This is a genomic window from Kitasatospora sp. NPDC048662, from assembly GCF_055587065.1.
On the sequence record NZ_JBVJHA010000011.1, the window covers coordinates 76,038 to 93,469 of the forward strand.

The window sequence follows — 17,432 nt, forward strand, 5'->3', positions numbered from 1 at the left end:
CAGTTATGACCGAACCCCGCCCCGAGTCGACCGCGGCACCCACGCCGCAGGTCCCGCAGACCCGCACCGCGCGCCACCGCCGCATCGTGGACCTGCTGACCCGTCAGCCCGTCCGCTCGCAGAGCCAGCTGGCCAAGCTGCTCGCCGACGACGGCCTCGTGGTCACCCAGGCCACCCTCTCCCGGGACCTGGACGAACTCGGAGCGGTGAAGATCCGCAACCGGGACGGCGCGCTCATCTACGCCGTCCCGGCCGAGGGCGGCGACCGCACCCCGCGCGCCCCCATGGGCGAGTCCGCCAGCGAGGCCCGGATGGCCCGGCTGGCGGGCGAGCTGATGGTCTCCGCGACCGCCTCCGGCAACCTGGTCGTGCTGCGCACCCCGCCCGGCGCCGCCCAGTTCCTGGCCTCCGCGATCGACACCGCCGAGGTGTTCGAGATCATCGGCACCATCGCCGGCGACGACACCGTCCTGCTGATCAGCCGCGACGCGGCCGGCGGCCAGGCGCTCGCCGACCACCTGATGCAGCTCGCCCAGGCCAAGTCGCAGTAGCCCTCCACCCCTTTCCGTTCCACCGAGTGCCACCGGTTTGGCAATGCATACGCACTCGTGCATACTTATGCCTAACGCCGCATGAAACCTGTACTGAAGGAGAAAGCCGTGACTGAGCGCGTCGTACTCGCCTACTCGGGCGGTCTGGACACGTCCGTCTGCATCGGCTGGATCGCCGAGGAGACCGGCGCCGAGGTCATCGCCGTCGCGGTCGACGTCGGCCAGGGCGGCGAGGACCTGGAGGTCATCCGCCAGCGCGCGCTCGACTGCGGCGCCGTCGAGGCCGAGGTCGCCGACGCCCGCGACGAGTTCGCGAACGAGTACTGCCTGCCCGCCCTCAAGGCCAACGCCCTCTACCAGGGCCAGTACCCGCTGGTCTCCGCGCTGTCCCGGCCGGTGATCGTCAAGCACCTGGTCGCCGCCGCGCAGAAGCACGGCGCCACCACCGTCGCCCACGGCTGCACCGGCAAGGGCAACGACCAGGTCCGCTTCGAGGTCGGCATCCAGTCGCTGGCCCCGAACCTGAAGTGCATCGCCCCGGTCCGCGACTACGCGATGACCCGCGACAAGGCGATCGCCTTCGCCGAGGCCAAGAACCTCCCGATCGTCACCACCAAGAAGAACCCGTACTCGATCGACCAGAACGTCTTCGGCCGCGCCGTCGAGACCGGCTTCCTGGAAGACATCTGGAACGCCCCGATCGAGGACGTCTACGAGTACACCCAGAACCCGGCCACCCCGCGCGAGGCCGACGAGGTCGTCATCACCTTCGACGCGGGCGTCCCGGTCGCCATCGACGGCCGCAAGGTCTCCGTCCTGCAGGCCATCGAGGAGCTGAACAAGCGGGCCGGCGCCCAGGGCATCGGCCGCCTCGACATGGTCGAGGACCGCCTGGTCGGCATCAAGTCCCGCGAGATCTACGAGGCCCCCGGCGCGATCGCCCTGATCACCGCCCACCAGGCCCTGGAGAACGTCACCGTCGAGCGCGAACTCGCCCGCTACAAGCGGCAGGTCGAGCAGCGCTGGGCCGAACTGGTCTACGACGGCCTGTGGTTCTCCCCGCTCAAGCGCGCCCTGGACGGCTTCGTCAACGAGGCCAACCAGGCCGTCTCCGGCGAGATCCGGATGGTCCTGCACGGCGGCCGCGCCGTCGTCAACGGCCGCAAGTCGGACCAGTCGCTGTACGACTTCAACCTCGCCACCTACGACACCGGCGACACCTTCGACCAGTCCATGTCCAAGGGCTTCATCGAGATCTTCGGCATGTCCTCGAAGATCGCCGCCCGCCGCGACCTGGCCTGATCCCTCCCGCAGTACCCGCCCCGGTCGCCGTATCCGCCACGGCGGCCGGGGCACCGCCACACCCAGACCCGCCTTCGAAGGAGCCCACGCGATGACCGCCGAACAGCCCGCAGACGTCCGCCTCTGGGGCGCGCGCTTCGCCGACGGCCCCTCCGAGGCCCTCGCCAAGCTCTCCGCCTCCGTCCACTTCGACTGGCGGCTCGCCCCCTACGACATCGCCGGCTCCAAGGCCCACGCCCGGGTGCTGCACCAGGCGGGCCTGCTCAGCGACGAGGAACTCACCGGCATGCTCGGTGGGCTGGACCAGCTGCTGGCCGACGTCGCCTCCGGCGCCTTCGTCGGCACCGTCGCCGACGAGGATGTGCACACCGCCCTGGAGCGCGGCCTGCTGGAGCGCCTCGGCGCCGACCTCGGCGGCAAGCTGCGGGCCGGCCGCTCGCGCAACGACCAGATCGCCACCCTGTTCCGGATGTACCTGCGCGACCACGCCAAGACCATCGGCGCGCTGATCCTCGACCTCCAGCACGCCCTGGTCGGCCTCGCCGAGGCCCATCCGAACACCGCGATGCCCGGCCGCACCCACCTCCAGCACGCCCAGCCCGTGCTGTTCGCCCACCACGTGCTCGCCCACGTCCAGTCGCTGGGCCGGGACGCCGAGCGGCTGCGCCAGTGGGACACCCGCACCGCCGTCTCCCCGTACGGCTCCGGCGCGCTGGCCGGCTCCTCGCTGGGCCTCGACCCGCAGGCCGTCGCCGCCGAACTCGGCTTCGAGCGCGGCTCGGTGGGCAACTCCATCGACGGCACCGCCTCCCGCGACTTCGTCGCCGAGTTCGCCTTCGTCACCGCGATGATCGGCATCAACCTCTCGCGGATCGCGGAGGAGATCATCATCTGGAACACCAAGGAGTTCGGCTTCATCACGCTGCACGACGCCTTCTCCACCGGGTCGTCGATCATGCCGCAGAAGAAGAACCCCGACATCGCGGAGCTCGCCCGCGGCAAGTCCGGCCGCCTGATCGGCAACCTGACCGGCCTGCTCGCCACCCTCAAGGCGCTGCCGCTGGCCTACAACCGCGACCTCCAGGAGGACAAGGAGCCGGTCTTCGACTCCTGCGACACCCTGGAAGTCCTGCTCCCGGCCTTCACCGGCATGATCGCCACCCTCACCGTGCACCGCGAGCGCCTCGAAGAGCTCGCCCCCGCCGGTTTCTCGCTCGCCACCGACATCGCCGAGTGGCTGGTCAAGCAGGGCGTCCCGTTCCGCGTCGCGCACGAGGTGGCCGGTGCCTGCGTGAAGGTCTGCGAGGCCGAGGGCATCGAGCTGTCCGACCTGACGGACGAGCAGTTCGCCGCCATCTCCACCCACCTGACGCCGGACGTCCGCACCGTCCTGTCCGTCCACGGGGCCATCGCCTCCCGCAACGGCCGCGGCGGCACCGCCCCCTCGGCGGTCGCCGTGCAGCTCGCCGAGATCAAGCAGGACCTGGCCGTCCAGCAGGCCTGGATCGGCTAGCCCGCAAGGCAAAGGGGGCCGGACGGGTCGTCCGGCCCCCTCTCTCGTCAGCGGCTCGCGTTGGCGACGATCTCCTCGCCGGTGAGCGCGTCAACGACGTACGGCCTTCCGGGCACGGCGGGGTCGGGATCGACCAGCAGAGTGACCGCCCAGCACGCCCGCCAGCGGCCGCCCGTCCTCAGCGCCAGCAGGAACGCGCCCTTGACCGGCCCGGAGTGCTTGGACGTCACCGCCGCGATCGCCGCCTCCTTGGTGACGGTCACCGCGGGCAGCTCCGGGTCGGCGACGATGCGCGAATTGACCTGGGCGACCAGGCCGCCCGGGTCCACGTCGATGTCCAGCCGCATCGGCAGCAGCAGCCCGTCGGCCCGGAAGCGCCGGTACTGCACGGTGCGCCGGGCGGTCGCCGGGTTCGCCCGGTAGACGTCCACGTTGGCACCGCTCGTGACACCGGGGAACCACTTCGCCGCGAACGCGTCCGCCGCCGCCCGGGCCTCCTCGTCGTTGCCGCCGGTCGGTGGGGCGAACGAGATCAGCGACCCGTAGACGAGCCGGCCCGACGGCCATTCCAGCCGGAAAATGCCGGTGGCGGTGGTGACGACGAGCTCCTCCGGCGTCTCGCCCATTGCCGCCGAGTGCTTCACATTGATCACCGCCGTGCCCGGTCCGTACAGCAACTCCGCGTTCCGGCGGGCGAGTTCGAGCTGCTTCGTGTCGTGGACCGGGGACAGCGCGGCATCGCTCCAGGTCGGCGTCACCGCCGCCCGCTGCACCACCGCCACCGGCACCAGTAGGACCACCAGCGCCACCGCACCGAGCGACCACTCCCGCTGCCCCGGCCACGCCCGCCGCAGTGCCAGCGCCAGTGCCACCCCCAGCAGCGCCCCGGCGGAGTTGGCCACGAAGTCGCCGGAGTCGCAGGCCCGGCCGATCCCCGGCGTCAGCGACTGCACGGTCTCGGTGACGGCCGACCACCCGACGCACCCCGCGAGCACCAGCACCGGCCGCCGCGTCGCGTGCGCGGCGAAGAACGCCAGCGGAACGAACATCGCGACGTTCATCAGCCCCTGCTGGGTGCCGAACGCCGCCGCGAAGTCCCGGCTGTACAGGCACATCTGCGACGCCGACCCCGACCCGCCGGTCGGGTACAGCGTGGCCGCCAGCACCCCGGCCAGCGACACCCCGCCGAGCACCGCCGACCAGCGGGGCCACCCGCGGGCCTTCCCGAGGAAGAACGACAGCGCCCCGAGCAGCAGGGCGGTGACCAGGAACGCGGGCAGCAGGCCGGGGTTCCCGTTGAGGATCGCGCGAATCATTGAGCATCCAGGTCGGCAGGGAAGGTACGAACGGCCCGCGCCCCCTTCGGGCGCGGGCCGCGGACGGAGCGTGTCAGCACATGTACACCGGCGGGGTCTGGAACGGCCCCTGGCCCTCCACGTCGAGGATGCCGACCACCTGTGCGCAGTAGTCGATGGTCTGGTTCTGCCAGCGGAAGTACTTGGTCTGGCCCGCCGACTGGGTGAACTTGCCCTGGTCGTACAGCGTCCCGTGGCCGGCGTTGTACGCGAAGCGCGCGGTGATCGTTCCGCCGCCGGTCTTCTCGAAGGTGTCGTGTATGTCGTTGCCGAAGTTCGTGCCCTGGTAGACCCCCACATACAGGGTGCCGTTGGTCAGCTTGGTGCAGGAGACCTCGTAGTTGCAGTTGCCCCCTGCCTCCTGGACACCCTTGGCGGCCGGCTCGGTCACGGCGACGGAGGCCGAGCCGATCAGCTTGCCCGGCTGCTCCTCCGCAGAGGCGGTGGTGGCCGCTCCGGACAGGGCCAGAACGGAGACCGCCGCGGCAGTGGTCGCGGCAAGACGGTGAACGAGTCGCATACTTCCCCCACAGAAAAGAAGGTGAATGAAGGCGGTGCTCTGGGCGGCCGCGGCGGATTTCCCCCGGGCCGGGACGATGATGTCCGGGTGCGTACGAGGACAGCAAGCAGGCCTGGCTTGGCCGAACATGGCAGTTGTGACCATCCGTGACAGTGTGGTGGCGGACCGAAATGGGGCATCCGCGACGGATGGCGGGATAATTCGTTCGCATGATCACCGTCCGCGAGAATGATCAGTGACGGGCATCACTCCGGCAAAGCGCCGCTATTGCCTTCGTCATCAGCTTCCGGATTCCACCCCTCCGATTCCGGTGGAGCGGGCGGCGCGGGCCCGGCCTAGGCTGGATCCATGTCCGATGCAGCCGTGGCGCTTGCCGAGGGGTTCCGGGGCGAGATCGTGGTGCCCGGGGACGCCGGGTACGACCGGGCGCGGGAGGTGTGGAACGCGGCGGTGGACCGCCGGCCCGAGGTGATCGCCCGGTGCACCGGGGTCGCGGACGTGCTCCAGGCCGTCGTGGTGGCCCGCGAGCACGGCCTGCCGGTGGCCGTCCGAGGCGCGGGGCACAGCCTGGCCGGGCTCGGGACGGGCGAGGGCGCGATGCTGATCGACCTGTCCGGCCTGACGGGGGTGCGGGTGGACCCGGAACGGCGGACCGCCCGGGCGCAGCCCGGTGCGACCTGGGGCGGGTTCGACCACGAGACGCAGGCCTTCGCGCTGGCCACGCCCGGCGCGCCGTACTCGGCGGCGGGCATCGCCGGGACGACGCTGGGCGGTGGCATCGGCTGGCTGACCCGGGCGTACGGGCTGACCTGCGACAACCTGGTGGAGGCGGACGTGGTGACCGCCGAGGGCCGGCTGCTGACGGCGAGCGCGGCCTCGCACCCGGAGCTGTTCGCCGGGCTGCGCGGCGGCGGCGGGAACTTCGGGGTGGTCACCTCGTTCACGTACCGGCTGCACCGGGTGGGCCCGCACGTGCTGTGCGGGGCGCTGTACCTGCCGGGGGAGGCGCTGGCGGCGACGGTGGCGGCGGTGCGGGACTTCATGGCGCAGGCCCCGGACGGGTTGACGGTGGCCTGTGAGTTCGGCCACCCGCGCGGGGTGCCGGAGCTGCCGTCGGGGGCGGCGGTGCGGATCGGCCTGTGCTGGGCCGGCCGGGCCGATCGCGGCCGGGAGGTGGTGGCGCCGCTGCGCGCACTGCCGGGCGTGGTGGCGGACACCGTGCAGACCCGCCCGTACACGCTGTGGCAGCAGATGCTGGACCCCGGCCGGGGCCCGGGCGCGGGCGTGTTCGGCCGGTCGGAGTTCCTGTCGGTGCTGGACGACGCGGCGATCGGCCGCCTGGCCGAGCAGGTGGCGGCCCTGCCCTCGCCGGACGCGCACGCCCAACTGGCGTTCCTGGGCGGCGCGGTGGCCCGGGTGGGCGCGGAGGACAGCGCGTACACCTACCGGCAGGCCCCGTACCTGCTGAGCGCGGTGGGCCGGTGGACCACCGGCCCGGCGGAGCCGCAGGTGGCATGGGTGCGGCAGTGCCTGGAGGCGATGCGGCCGTTCTCCTCGGGCGGGGCGTACGTGAACCTGATGGGTGTGGAGGGCCAGGGGCCGGTGGTGGAGGCCTACGGGCTGGCGAAGTACGAGCGGCTGGTGGCGCTGAAGGACCGCTACGACCCGGGGAACCTGTTCCGGGTGAACCAGAACATCCGCCCGAGCGGGTGACGGCCGGCCCGCGCCGGGGGGAGGCGTGACGCTCGCCACGTCGGGCGTCCGGGAGGTTGAGAACAGCGGTCGGCTGGGTAGAGCGGTGGCGAACGTCTCTCTTGACCGTGGTCCGACCGTCCGGATGCTGAGCGTGAGCGCGTCAGTTCCGGTCCGTCAGGCCACCGTCCGGTGGGACGTGTCGCGCTTTTCCCGGGCCGGGCCGATCCCCGTCCGGGCACACCTCGGACAAGGCCGGTGCCAGACCCTCACTCGTGCGCGCCGGGCGATTGACGATGGAGGCCCCCGCACATGGGCATGAGTGTGATCATCGCAGCGGCAGGACCTGATGAAGCGGAGCAGATCCTCAAGCTCCAGTACCTCGGCTACCAGAGCGAGGCGGAGCTGTACAGCGACTGGACCCTCGAACCGCTGACCCAGAGCCTGGAGAGCCTGAAGACCGAACTCGCCGGGCACCGCGTCCTGGTGGCCCGCCTGGGCGAGGAGGTGGTCGGCTCGGTGCGCGGCTCGGTGGACGAGGCCGGGGTCGGCCGGATCGGCAAGCTGGTGGTGCACCCGCGGATGCAGCGGCACGGCCTCGGCCGCCGCCTGCTGACCGCGCTGGAGGCACAGCTCGCCGAGGACGGCGCCGCCCGCTTCGAAGCGTTCACCGGCCACCGCAGCCTCGGCAACATTCGGCTGTACCAGAGCCTCGGCTACCGCGAGACCGAGGTGCGCGAGGTCTCCCGCCGGCTGTCGATCGTCACCCTGGCCAAGTCCGGCGAGACCTCGCTGGCGGCCTGAACCACCCATTTCGGCACCCGCCCCGGACCGGGGTCGGGTGCCGTTTCCCTTGCCCCGCAAGGGTCGTGTCCACATGTCGGACGGTACGTCCTGGGAGTTGGGACGTTCACCAATTGTCTGATTTACTGGGTTCCATGACCACGACGACGACATGCATCCCCACCGGCGCGACGCCGGCAGGTGAGCGACGCATGTGCCGTCGAATGTGTTGTCGCTGAGAGCCTTCGCCCAGCGCACCCGCTGACGTCCCGTCCCGCCGATGACTCGCCAGGGCCACGCCACCCCGCGCGGCCTGTCCGACCGGCAGCCCTGACCGACCCGACGACAGCCCCCCGATCCTCTTCCCGGCACCAGGTGCCGTTCCCCGCCATTGCCGCGGATGCCCCAACGGTCGTCCGCCGACGAACAAACGGAAGCAGCTGTGATCACCACCAAGGACCTGACCAAGGTCTACCGTTCCCGGGGCCGTGACGTCCTGGCGCTGGACAGCGTCGACCTGCACGTGCGGCAGGGCGAGGTGTTCGGGGTCGTCGGCACCAGCGGCGCCGGCAAGTCCACCCTGATCCGATGCATCAACCTGCTGGAGCGGCCCACCTCCGGCACCGTCACCGTGGACGGCGTCGAGCTGACCGCGCTGGCCGGCAGCGAACACCGGGCCGGCCGCGAACTGCGCGAGGCCCGGCGCCGGATCGGCATGGTGTTCCAGCACTTCAACCTGCTGTCCTCGCGCACCGTGCAGCAGAACGTCGAACTCCCGCTGGAGATCATCGGCCTGGACCGGCACGACCGCCGCCGCAAGGCCGCCGAACTGCTCGACCTGGTCGGCCTCGCCGACAAGGCCCGCAGCTACCCCGGCCAGCTCTCCGGCGGCCAGAAGCAGCGCGTCGGCATCGCCCGCGCCCTGGCCGGCGACCCCAAGGTGCTGCTCTCCGACGAGGCCACCAGCGCCCTCGACCCGGAGACCACCCGCTCGATCCTGGGCCTGCTGCGCGACCTCAACCAGCAACTCGGCCTCACCGTGCTGCTGATCACCCACGAGATGGACGTCATCAAGTCGGTCTGCGACTCCGCGGCCCTGATGCGCGGCGGCAAGGTCGTGGAGAGCGGACAGCTCACCGACCTGCTCGCCGACGGCCACTCGCGGATCGCCCGCGACCTGTTCCCGCTCGGCGACCTCGGCTCCGGCGCCGTGTCGCTGGGCGCGGGCGACGACCACACCGTCCTGGAGATCACCTTCCAGGGCGACGCGCCCGCCCAGCCGTTCGTCTCCCAGCTGGCCCGCACCTACCAGATCGACATCAACATCCTCGGCGCCGCCGTGGAGACCATCGCCGGCCGCCTGGTCGGCCGCATGCGGGTCGAACTGCCCGGCAGCCACACCGACAACGTGGTGCCGATCGGCTACCTGCGCCAACAGGGACTCCAGGTGGACGTCCTCGACCTGTCGAACGGAGCGGCGGCATGACCTGGGACCGGATGCAGCAACTGTTGTGGCCCGCCACCTGGGAGACCCTCGGGATGGTCGGCATCGCCGGCCTCGCCACCCTGGCGATCGGCCTGCCGCTCGGACTGCTGCTGGTGCTCACCGACAAGGGCGGCCTGCTGCAGAACCTCGCCGTCAGCCGGGTGCTCGGGGTGATCGTCAACGTCGGACGCTCCATCCCGTTCGTCATCCTGATCGTCGCGGTGGTGCCGTTCACCAAGCTGTTCACCGGCACCTCGCTCGGCTGGCAGGCCGCCACCGTCCCGCTCGCCATCGGCGCCATCCCGTTCTTCGCCCGGCTGGTGGAGACCGCGCTGCGCGAGGTGAGCGGCGGCCTGGTCGAGGCGCTCAAGGCGATGGGCGCCGGCACCGGCACCATCGTCCGCAAGACCCTGCTGCCGGAGAGCCTGCCCTCGCTGGTCTCCGCCGTCACCACCACCCTGATCGCGATGATCGGCTACTCCACCATGGCCGGCGTGGTCGGCGGCGGCGGACTCGGCGACCTCGCCGTCCGCTACGGCTACCAGCGCTTCGAGACCGCCTTCATGTGGGTCATCGTCGCCGAACTCGTGATCATCGTCACCGCGCTGCAACTGCTCGGCGACCTGATCGCCCGCCGGCTCTCCCACCGCGGCAACTACCGCAGCCCGCTGAGCCTCTTCCGCTCCGCGAAGGCCGCGAAGGCCGCGCCGCGCGCGGAGAAGAGCGCCGAGGAGAGCACCGAGGCGATCGAAGAGGACCTCGTCTCCTCGCACTGAACCACCGCTCCCCACCGGAGCGGCCCCCGGCCCACCCGGGCCGTTCGCACCCGCAGAAAGGCACTTTTCGTGCGTAAGTTTCTGAAGACCACCGTCCTGACCGCCACCGCCGCCGGCCTCGTCGCCGGCCTCACCGCCTGCTCCAGCGGCGGCTCCGACTCCGCCGCCCCGGCCGACCCCAACAAGCCCCTGGTGGTCGCCGCCAGCTCCACCCCGCACGCGCAGATCCTCAAGTTCGTGCAGGACAACCTGGCGGCCCAGGCCGGTCTCAAGCTGGACATCAAGGAGGTCAGCGACTACGTGACCCCCAACACCTCGGTCCAGGACGGATCCGCGGACGCGAACTTCTTCCAGCACCAGCCCTACCTGGACGACTTCAACAAGAAGAACGGCACCGACGTGGTCTCCGTCGAGACCGTCCACCTGGAACCGCTCGGCGTCTACTCCAAGAAGGTCAAGAGCATCGCCGACCTCAAGGACGGCGCCCAGATCGCCGTCCCGAGCGACGCCACCAACGAGGGCCGGGCACTCAAGCTGCTCGCCGACAACAACATCATCACCCTCAAGGACGGCGCCGGCACCACCGCCACCGCCGACGACATCGCCTCCAACCCCAAGCACCTGAAGTTCAAGGAGCTGGAGGCCGCCCAGCTGCCGCGCTCCCTGGACGACGTGGACGCCGCCGTCATCAACGGCAACTACGCGCTCGGCGCCAACCTCAAGCCGGCCACCGACGCGCTGGTGCTGGAGAAGGCCCAGGGCAACCCGTACGCCAACATCCTGGCCGTCAAGAAGGGCCACCAGGACGACCCGCGGGTCAAGAAGCTCGCCGAGCTGCTGCACTCCGACGCCGTCAAGAAGTACATCGACGACACCTTCCAGGGCGCCGTCATCCCCGCGTTCTGAGTCACCCGCTGAATCACCGTCAGCCCCCGCGGTGCCCCCGGCCTCCCCGCCGGGGGCACCGTGCCGACCAGCCGCCAGGACCGGAACAGGTACGCTGACACGCCCGACAAGGGCGGGGCGTACGGTGTGTCCACGACCCGGCGAGGAGAGACGGCATGGTTGCGAACTTCCCCGAGACAGCCATCAGCACCGAAAGGCTGCTGCTGCGCGCCCTTGAGGACCAGGACGCCCCCGGCCTGACCGCGATGCTCTCCGACGAACTCGTCCAGACCTGGACCGAGCACCCCCGGCCCTACACCCAGGCCGACGCCCACGACCTGATCACCCGTCAGGCACCCGAGCGCCGCACCCGGGGACGCGGAATCGTTTTCGCCGTCACCGAACACCTCACCCAGCGTCTGGTCGGACTCCTCGAACTCGACCGCACCGACTGGCACTTGCGCGCCACCGAGATCCGCTGCGTCACCGCCCCCTGGGCCCGCGGCGAGGGCTACGCCCCCGAAGCCGTCCTCGGCACCGCCCAGTGGCTGTTCGAGGACCGCGGCTTCCAACGCCTCGAACTGCGCACCGCCGCCGGCAACACCGCCGCCCAGCAGGTCGCCCAGAAGACCGGCGCGATCAGCGAAGGCGTCCTGCGCAACGCCGCGATAGTCCGCGGCGGCGAATGGGGCCCCGGCCCGGAGGAACACACCGACCTGATCGTGTGGAGCCTGCTCCCCGAAGACCTCGACCCGCCCGAACCCGCCCACCCCGCCGACCAGCACCACACGCTGCGCCACTGACCGGCGCCCACCCCGCGCCGCTGAGCGCGCCCCCCGGCGCGTGCCACTGCTCCGCACCACCCCGGCCAGGCGGTAGCCTCTGCCCAGGGAACACCGGCGGCGGAACCACAGCACCGGCACACCCACCAGGGGCGGAACACGGCATAGGGAGAACAGCCGCAGATGGCTGACCGGATCACGGTCATCGGGTGGGACGGCACCCCACTGACCCAGGCAGCCGCCGGCGCACTCGCCGCAGCCACCCTGGTCGCCGGAGCGGGCTACCAGCTCGCCGCACTCCCCGTCCCCGAACGCGCCGAACGCATCGGCCTCGCCGACCTGCGGGCCGCCGCCCGCCGCCTCGCCGACCACCGCGGCACCGCCGTCGTCGTCGCCGAGGGCGACCCCGGATTCTTCGGCGTCGTGCGCACCCTGCGCCGCCCCGAGTACGGCCTCGAACTCGAAGTGCTGCCCGCCGTCTCCTCGGTGGCCGCCGCCTTCGCCCGGGCCGGCATGCCCTGGGAGGACGCCCAGGTGGTCTCCGCCCACGGCGGACGACTGCGCCGCGCCGCCAACATCTGCCGCGCCCACCCCAAGGTCGCCGTCCTCACCACCGCCGACGCCGGACCCAGCGAACTCGCCCTGATGCTGCGCGGCGTCCCCCGCACCTTCGTGGTCTGCGAAGCCCTCGGCACCCCCGAGGAGGACGTCACCGTCCTCACCTCCGAACGCGTCCCCGACCACGACTGGCGCGACCCCTCCGTCGTCCTGGTCATCGGCAACGTCCCACCCACCGAGGCCGCCGCCGGCTGGCTGGCCGGCAAACCCCTCGACCACCCCGGATCGCAGCGCGGCTGGGCACTCCCCAACCGGGCGTACGCCGGCGCGGACGCCGACACCAGACGCCCCCGCGCACTGCCCCCGCACGTCCGCGCGCTGGCCCTCGCCCGCCTCGCACCCACCCCCGGCGACCTGCTGTGGACCGTCGGCGCAGGTGACGGCGCCCTCGCCGTCGAGGCCGCCCGGTTCGGCGCCGCCGTGGTCGCCGTCGAAGCCGAACCCGCCGACTGCGCCCGGATCACCGCCAACGCCCGCAAGGCCGGCGTCGAGGTCGAGACCGCCACCGGCACCGGACCCGACGTCCTCGGCGCCCTCCCCGAACCCGACGCCGTCGCCGTCGAACACGGCGGACCCGCCATGGTCCGCGCCGTCGTCGCCCGCAAACCCGAACGTGTCGTCGCCGTCGCCCGCAGCCTCGCCGAAGCCGGCGAAACCCGGCAGATCCTCGACACCGCCGGCTACCGCACCGACGGCCTGCTGCTCCAGTCCGCCCCGCTGCGCGCCGAACCGGCCGCCGGCGCCGGACCCTCCTTCGGGCGCGGCGACTACACCCTGCTGATCTGGGCCGAACCGCACGACTGACCGTCAGGCCCGGGCGGTACGGTGATCCCCGTCGCATCCGGACAGGGTTTCGAGAACGGTTCGGTCGCGGCCGGTAGGGTTTCCCCGGGGCGCAATTCGTCACGGCAGCACCGTGTCCGATCCGGCATGATTACGGCCGATTTGACGCACTGCAACCCGAACAGCCCGCTTCGCGGGCATTCGACGCGGTGCGCACCTGCCCGGAAGAATGCCGTGAGGGTCCGAAAGCGGCCGCGCCGTCGTGCCGGTTGCCCGGGGCTGTCGTTGTTTCTGATGGCACGCCACCCCTGAGGGTGACGACCGATGGAGTAAGGGACGGGTCGGTGCGGCTCCGCCCCGGCGAAGTGGGCGGGGCCTCCGGGACACCCGCCAAGGACGCGCAAGCGGCCTGGAAGGAGCATTGACATGACCGACGGCGGCCACGCCCCCCACGCCGGTCCCCTCGCGCCCGAAACCGGGCCCGGCGGGCCCGCGCCGGAGCACCACCTCGGCGCGCCCCTTCCGCCCGCTGCCGGATGGCACGGCGAGCAGCGGCCCGCCTACACCTTCCTCGACCAGCCCGACGGCGACGAGGAGGACGACGTTCTGCTGATGCCCGGCCCCCAGACCGCCTGGGGCGATGCCGTGCACGGCACCGTCGAGGCGACCGAGGCCGCCGACGCCCCGGCAGCCGCCGCCGAACCCGTCACCGAACCGGCCGCCGAGCAGCCGCCCGGTACCCCCGTCGAGCCGTCCTGGCCGCCGCTCGCGCCGCCGGTGCTCACCGCGGAGCCGGGCGCCGAACCGGCGGAGCCGGTGGCGGAGAGCACTCCGGTGGCCGGCACCCCGCAGGTCGCGGCCCCGCAGGCGCAGCCGGCTGCCGCCCCGCTGCTGACGCCGCCTCAGCAGCGCCGCCCGCTGCACGCCGGCCCGCCGATCCCGGACCCGTCGCTGATGACCGGCCAGGTCCCGGTCCGCTCGCTGGCCGACCGCGGCCCGTCCACCCCGGGCGGCACGCCCGCGTTCGGGGTGCCCGTGGTCAACGCCGAAACGGTGCAGCAACCGCAATCGCAACCGGCCCAGCCGCAGGCCGTACAGGCCCAGCCGGTGCCGGTGCCCGCACAGGCCGGACCCGCACAGGCCGGACCCGCACAGGCCGGACCCGCGCAGGCCGCCGCGCAGGTGCCCGCGCCCGTGCAGCCGCAGGTGGTGGAGGCCGCTGCGGCCGCAGCCGTCGCCGAGCCGGTTGCCCCGGCCGAGCCGGTCGCGCCCGCCGAGGAAGCGCCCACCGGGGACGCGCCCGCCGGGGAGCCGGAGGCCGCCGTCGCGCAGCCGATCGCCGTCGAGCCGGTGGCCGCCGAGCCGATTGCGGTCGCTCCCGCCGCCCCCGTCGCGGCCGAGCCCGAGCCCGCTGTCGCCGAGGCCCCCGCGCAGCCCGCGCCGGAGGCCGTGGCGGTCCCCGCACCCGCCGCGAACCTGGCGCCCGTGTTCGTGGAGCCGGTCGAGTCCGCCGCCCCCGTGAACACCCCGGCGCCCACCGCCGAGACCGCCCCGGTCGCCGAGACCCCGGCCGCCGAGACCCCGGCCGCCGAGACCCCGGCCGTGGAGCAGCCCGCTGCCGCAGAGCCGGTGGCCGAGGCACCCGCCACCGAGGCGGCCCCGGTGGAAACTCCGGCTGCCGAAGAACCGGCCGCCGAAGCCCCGGCCGCCGAAGCCCCGGCGGCCGAGGCCCCGGCCACTGAGGCCCCGGCGGCCGAGACGCCTGCCGCCGAGCCCGAGGCCAAGCCGGTTGCCGCTGAGCCCGTCGCGGCCGAGCCGGTCGCGGCCGAGGCGGCTGACGCGCCGTCGGAGCCGCAGCCCGAGGCCGCCGCCACTGACGCCCCGCCGGCCGAGCAGCCGGGGGCCGCCGCCGAGCAGCCCGCCGAGCAGCCCGCGCCGCAGGCCGCCGATGCGCAGGCGCCCGAGGGCGAGGCCGCGGAGCAGCCGATCCCCGCGCAGGCCACGAAGTCGGGCGGACGGGGTGCGCACCGCCGCATCTCGGCGTTCCTTGCCGCGCCCGCCGGGCTGCCGCTGCTGACGCCCGAGACGCCGTCGGCCGAGCCGCAGCCCGCCACCGAATCCGTCGAGGCCACCGCGACCACCGCGACCACCGAGGCCGTCGAGGCCGCCGCGCCGACCGAGGAAGCGCAGGCCGTCGCGCCCGCGCAGGCGGCGGAGGCCGAGACCCCGGCCGAACCCGCCACCGAGACGCCGGCACCCGCCGCCGAGCCGACCCCCGAGGCCACCGCAACCCCGGAACCCGCTCCCGAGGCCGAGCCCGCCGCCGAACCGGAGGCCGCGCCGCAGCCCGCCGAAGCTCCCGAGCCCACCACCTCCGAGGAAGCCCCGGAGGCCGCCGAGACCCCCGAGCCCGTTCCCGTCGAGACCGCCGAGACCGCCGACGCCGCCACCGAGCCCGCCGCCGAGGCCGAGCCCGACGCTGCGTCCGTCCCCACCGAGACCGCCGACGTCCCCGCCGAGCCTGAGGAGCCCCGCGGCCCCGCCGCGCCCGGCTTCGACGAGGCGGGCCGGGAGGCCGTGCATCAGGTGATCCGCGAGCGGCGCGACGTCCGCAACGGCTTCCGGCCGGACCCGATTCCGCACGAGGTGCTGATCCGGGTGCTGGAGGCGGCGCACACCGCGCCGAGCGTCGGCTACTCGCAGCCGTGGGACTTCGTGGTGATCCGGTCCGCGAAGACCCGCAGGAAGATGCACGAGCTGGCGGAGCGTCAGCGCGAGGCGTACGCGGACTCGCTGCCCAAGGGCCGGGCGAAGCAGTTCAAGGAAATCAAGATCGAGGCGATCCTGGAGACGCCGGTCAACATCGTGGTGACCGCCGACCGCACCCGCGGCGGCCGGCACACGCTGGGCCGGCACACCCAGCCGCAGATGGCCCCGTACTCGGCGGCCCTGGCGGTGGAGAACCTGTGGCTGGCGGCCCGCGCCGAGGGGCTGGGCGTCGGCTGGGTGAGCTTCTTCGACGACGAGGAGCTGGTCCGCGAACTCGGCCTGCCCGAGCACCTGGAGGTCGTCGCCTACCTGTGCGTCGGCTTCGTGGACGCGTTCCCGGACGAGCCGGAGCTCCAGCAGCAGGGCTGGGCGAAGAAGCGCCCGCTGTCCTGGGTGGTGCACGAGGAGCAGTACGGCAACCGCGCGCTGCCCGGCGAGGAGCCGCACGACCTGCTGTCCGACACGCTGCGCAGCATCCGCCCGCTGGACGCCAAGGCGCTCGGCGAGGCGTGGGACCGGCAGAAGCGGATGACCAAGCCCGCCGGGTCGCTCGGCGTGCTGGAGGTCATCGCGGCGCAGCTGTCCGGCCTGGCCCGCCAGTGCCCGCCGCCGATCCCGGAGCCGGGTTGTGTGGCGATCTTCGCCGGTGACCACGGGGTGCACGCCCAGGGCGTGACGCCGTGGCCGCAGGAGGTCACCGCGCAGATGGTCGGGAACTTCCTGGCCGGGGGAGCGGTGGTCAACGCGTTCGCCGCGCAGGTCGGCACCGAGGTGTGCGTGGTGGACGTCGGTGTGGCCGCCGAACTCCCGGACGCCATCCAGCAGGGCCGCACCACCGGCCTGCTGCCGCGCAAGGTCAAGCCCGGCACCGACGACATGACGCAGGGCCCGGCGATGAGCCGCGACGAAGCCGTCCGCGCGATCGAGGTCGGCATCGAGACCGCCCGCGACCTGGTCGCGGCCGGCAACAAGGTGCTGATCACCGGCGACATGGGCATCGCCAACACCACCGCCTCCGCCGCGCTGATCTCGGTGTTCACCGAGACCGACCCGGCCGAGGTGACCGGACGCGGCACCGGCATCGACGACGCCACCCACACCCGCAAGGTCGAGGTGATCCGGCAGGCCCTGGAGCTGCACAAGCCGGACCCGGCCGACCCGATCGGCGTGCTCGCCGCCGTTGGCGGGCTGGAGCACGCCGCGCTCGCCGGGTTCCTGCTCGGCGCGGCCTCACTGCGCATCCCGGTGATTCTGGACGGCGTCATCGCCGGCTCGGCCGCACTGGTCGCCAAGGCCATCGCGCCGGAGGTGCTGGCCGCCTGCATCGCGGGGCACCGCTCCGCCGAGCCGGGCCACCAGACCGCGCTCGCCAGGCTCGGCCTGCGCCCGCTGATCGACCTGGACCTGCGCCTGGGCGAGGGCACCGGTGCCCTGCTCGCCCTGCCGCTGGTGCAGAGCGCCGCCCGGGCGATGCACGATGTAGCCACCTTCGACTCCGCCGGAGTCACCGAGAAGGCCTGATCCACCACCGGCGTCCGGCCCGTCCCCGCTGTTGAAACGGGACGGCCGGACGCCGGCCCGTACCCGGCCCGAGGGCGCGTCCGGTACGGGGTTCCC

General features: G+C 72.9%; 13 protein-coding genes. 11 read left to right on the top strand and 2 right to left on the bottom strand.

The features are described 5' to 3' along the window. Positions 1-5 precede the first annotated feature (5 nt). The 3 genes from ACZ6R9_RS25905 to argH all read left to right on the top strand — a co-directional run bounded on the left by ACZ6R9_RS25905 (position 6) and on the right by argH (position 3,366). Positions 6-551: an arginine repressor gene (locus tag ACZ6R9_RS25905; RefSeq protein ID WP_380487262.1), complete on the top strand. Its 546-nt coding sequence runs from the start codon at positions 6-8 to the stop codon at positions 549-551. Positions 552-659: 108 nt separating this feature from the next. Then, positions 660-1,853, top strand: coding sequence for an argininosuccinate synthase (locus ACZ6R9_RS25910; protein WP_043908647.1), 1,194 nt, complete (start codon positions 660-662; stop codon positions 1,851-1,853). 91 nt (positions 1,854-1,944) lie between these two features. Further along, positions 1,945-3,366, top strand: coding sequence for an argininosuccinate lyase (gene argH, locus ACZ6R9_RS25915; protein WP_380487264.1), 1,422 nt, complete (start codon positions 1,945-1,947; stop codon positions 3,364-3,366). A 47-nt stretch (positions 3,367-3,413) separates the two neighbouring features. On the opposite strand, the gene ACZ6R9_RS25920 is transcribed toward argH, so the two are convergent. Further along, positions 3,414-4,682 carry a VanZ family protein gene (locus tag ACZ6R9_RS25920; protein WP_465540639.1) on the bottom strand — a complete coding sequence of 423 codons (1,269 nt, stop codon included), beginning with the start codon at positions 4,680-4,682 and terminating at the stop codon, positions 3,414-3,416. Positions 4,683-4,755: 73 nt separating this feature from the next. Further along, on the bottom strand, positions 4,756-5,241 hold the full coding sequence (locus tag ACZ6R9_RS25925) for a hypothetical protein (RefSeq protein ID WP_465540640.1): 486 nt from the start codon (positions 5,239-5,241) through the stop codon (positions 4,756-4,758). A 348-nt stretch (positions 5,242-5,589) separates the two neighbouring features. On the opposite strand from ACZ6R9_RS25925, the gene ACZ6R9_RS25930 reads away from it, so the two are divergent. From ACZ6R9_RS25930 to cobT, 8 genes are all read left to right on the top strand, one after another. Beyond that, on the top strand, positions 5,590-6,954 hold the full coding sequence (locus ACZ6R9_RS25930) for an FAD-binding oxidoreductase (protein WP_380487269.1): 1,365 nt from the start codon (positions 5,590-5,592) through the stop codon (positions 6,952-6,954). Between the two features lie 291 nt (positions 6,955-7,245). Beyond that, positions 7,246-7,737 carry a GNAT family N-acetyltransferase gene (locus tag ACZ6R9_RS25935; RefSeq protein ID WP_380487271.1) on the top strand — a complete coding sequence of 164 codons (492 nt, stop codon included), beginning with the start codon at positions 7,246-7,248 and terminating at the stop codon, positions 7,735-7,737. Positions 7,738-8,158: 421 nt separating this feature from the next. Further along, positions 8,159-9,202, top strand: coding sequence for a methionine ABC transporter ATP-binding protein (locus tag ACZ6R9_RS25940; RefSeq protein ID WP_465540642.1), 1,044 nt, complete (start codon positions 8,159-8,161; stop codon positions 9,200-9,202). Then, positions 9,199-9,978, top strand: a complete 780-nt coding sequence (locus tag ACZ6R9_RS25945; RefSeq protein ID WP_465540644.1) for a methionine ABC transporter permease — start codon at positions 9,199-9,201, stop codon at positions 9,976-9,978. The genes ACZ6R9_RS25940 and ACZ6R9_RS25945 overlap by 4 nt, the downstream gene beginning before the upstream one ends. 69 nt (positions 9,979-10,047) lie before the next feature. Then, positions 10,048-10,884, top strand: a complete 837-nt coding sequence (locus ACZ6R9_RS25950) for a MetQ/NlpA family ABC transporter substrate-binding protein (protein WP_380487277.1) — start codon at positions 10,048-10,050, stop codon at positions 10,882-10,884. A 155-nt stretch (positions 10,885-11,039) separates the two neighbouring features. Further along, positions 11,040-11,666, top strand: coding sequence for a GNAT family N-acetyltransferase (locus ACZ6R9_RS25955; RefSeq protein WP_465540646.1), 627 nt, complete (start codon positions 11,040-11,042; stop codon positions 11,664-11,666). Between the two features lie 162 nt (positions 11,667-11,828). Next, positions 11,829-13,067 carry a precorrin-6y C5,15-methyltransferase (decarboxylating) subunit CbiE gene (gene cbiE, locus ACZ6R9_RS25960; RefSeq protein WP_380487281.1) on the top strand — a complete coding sequence of 413 codons (1,239 nt, stop codon included), beginning with the start codon at positions 11,829-11,831 and terminating at the stop codon, positions 13,065-13,067. A 405-nt stretch (positions 13,068-13,472) separates the two neighbouring features. Continuing rightward, entirely contained in the window at positions 13,473-17,336 is a 3,864-nt protein-coding gene (gene cobT / locus ACZ6R9_RS25965; RefSeq protein WP_465540648.1) for a nicotinate-nucleotide--dimethylbenzimidazole phosphoribosyltransferase, read from the top strand. Positions 17,337-17,432: the final 96 nt, after the last annotated feature.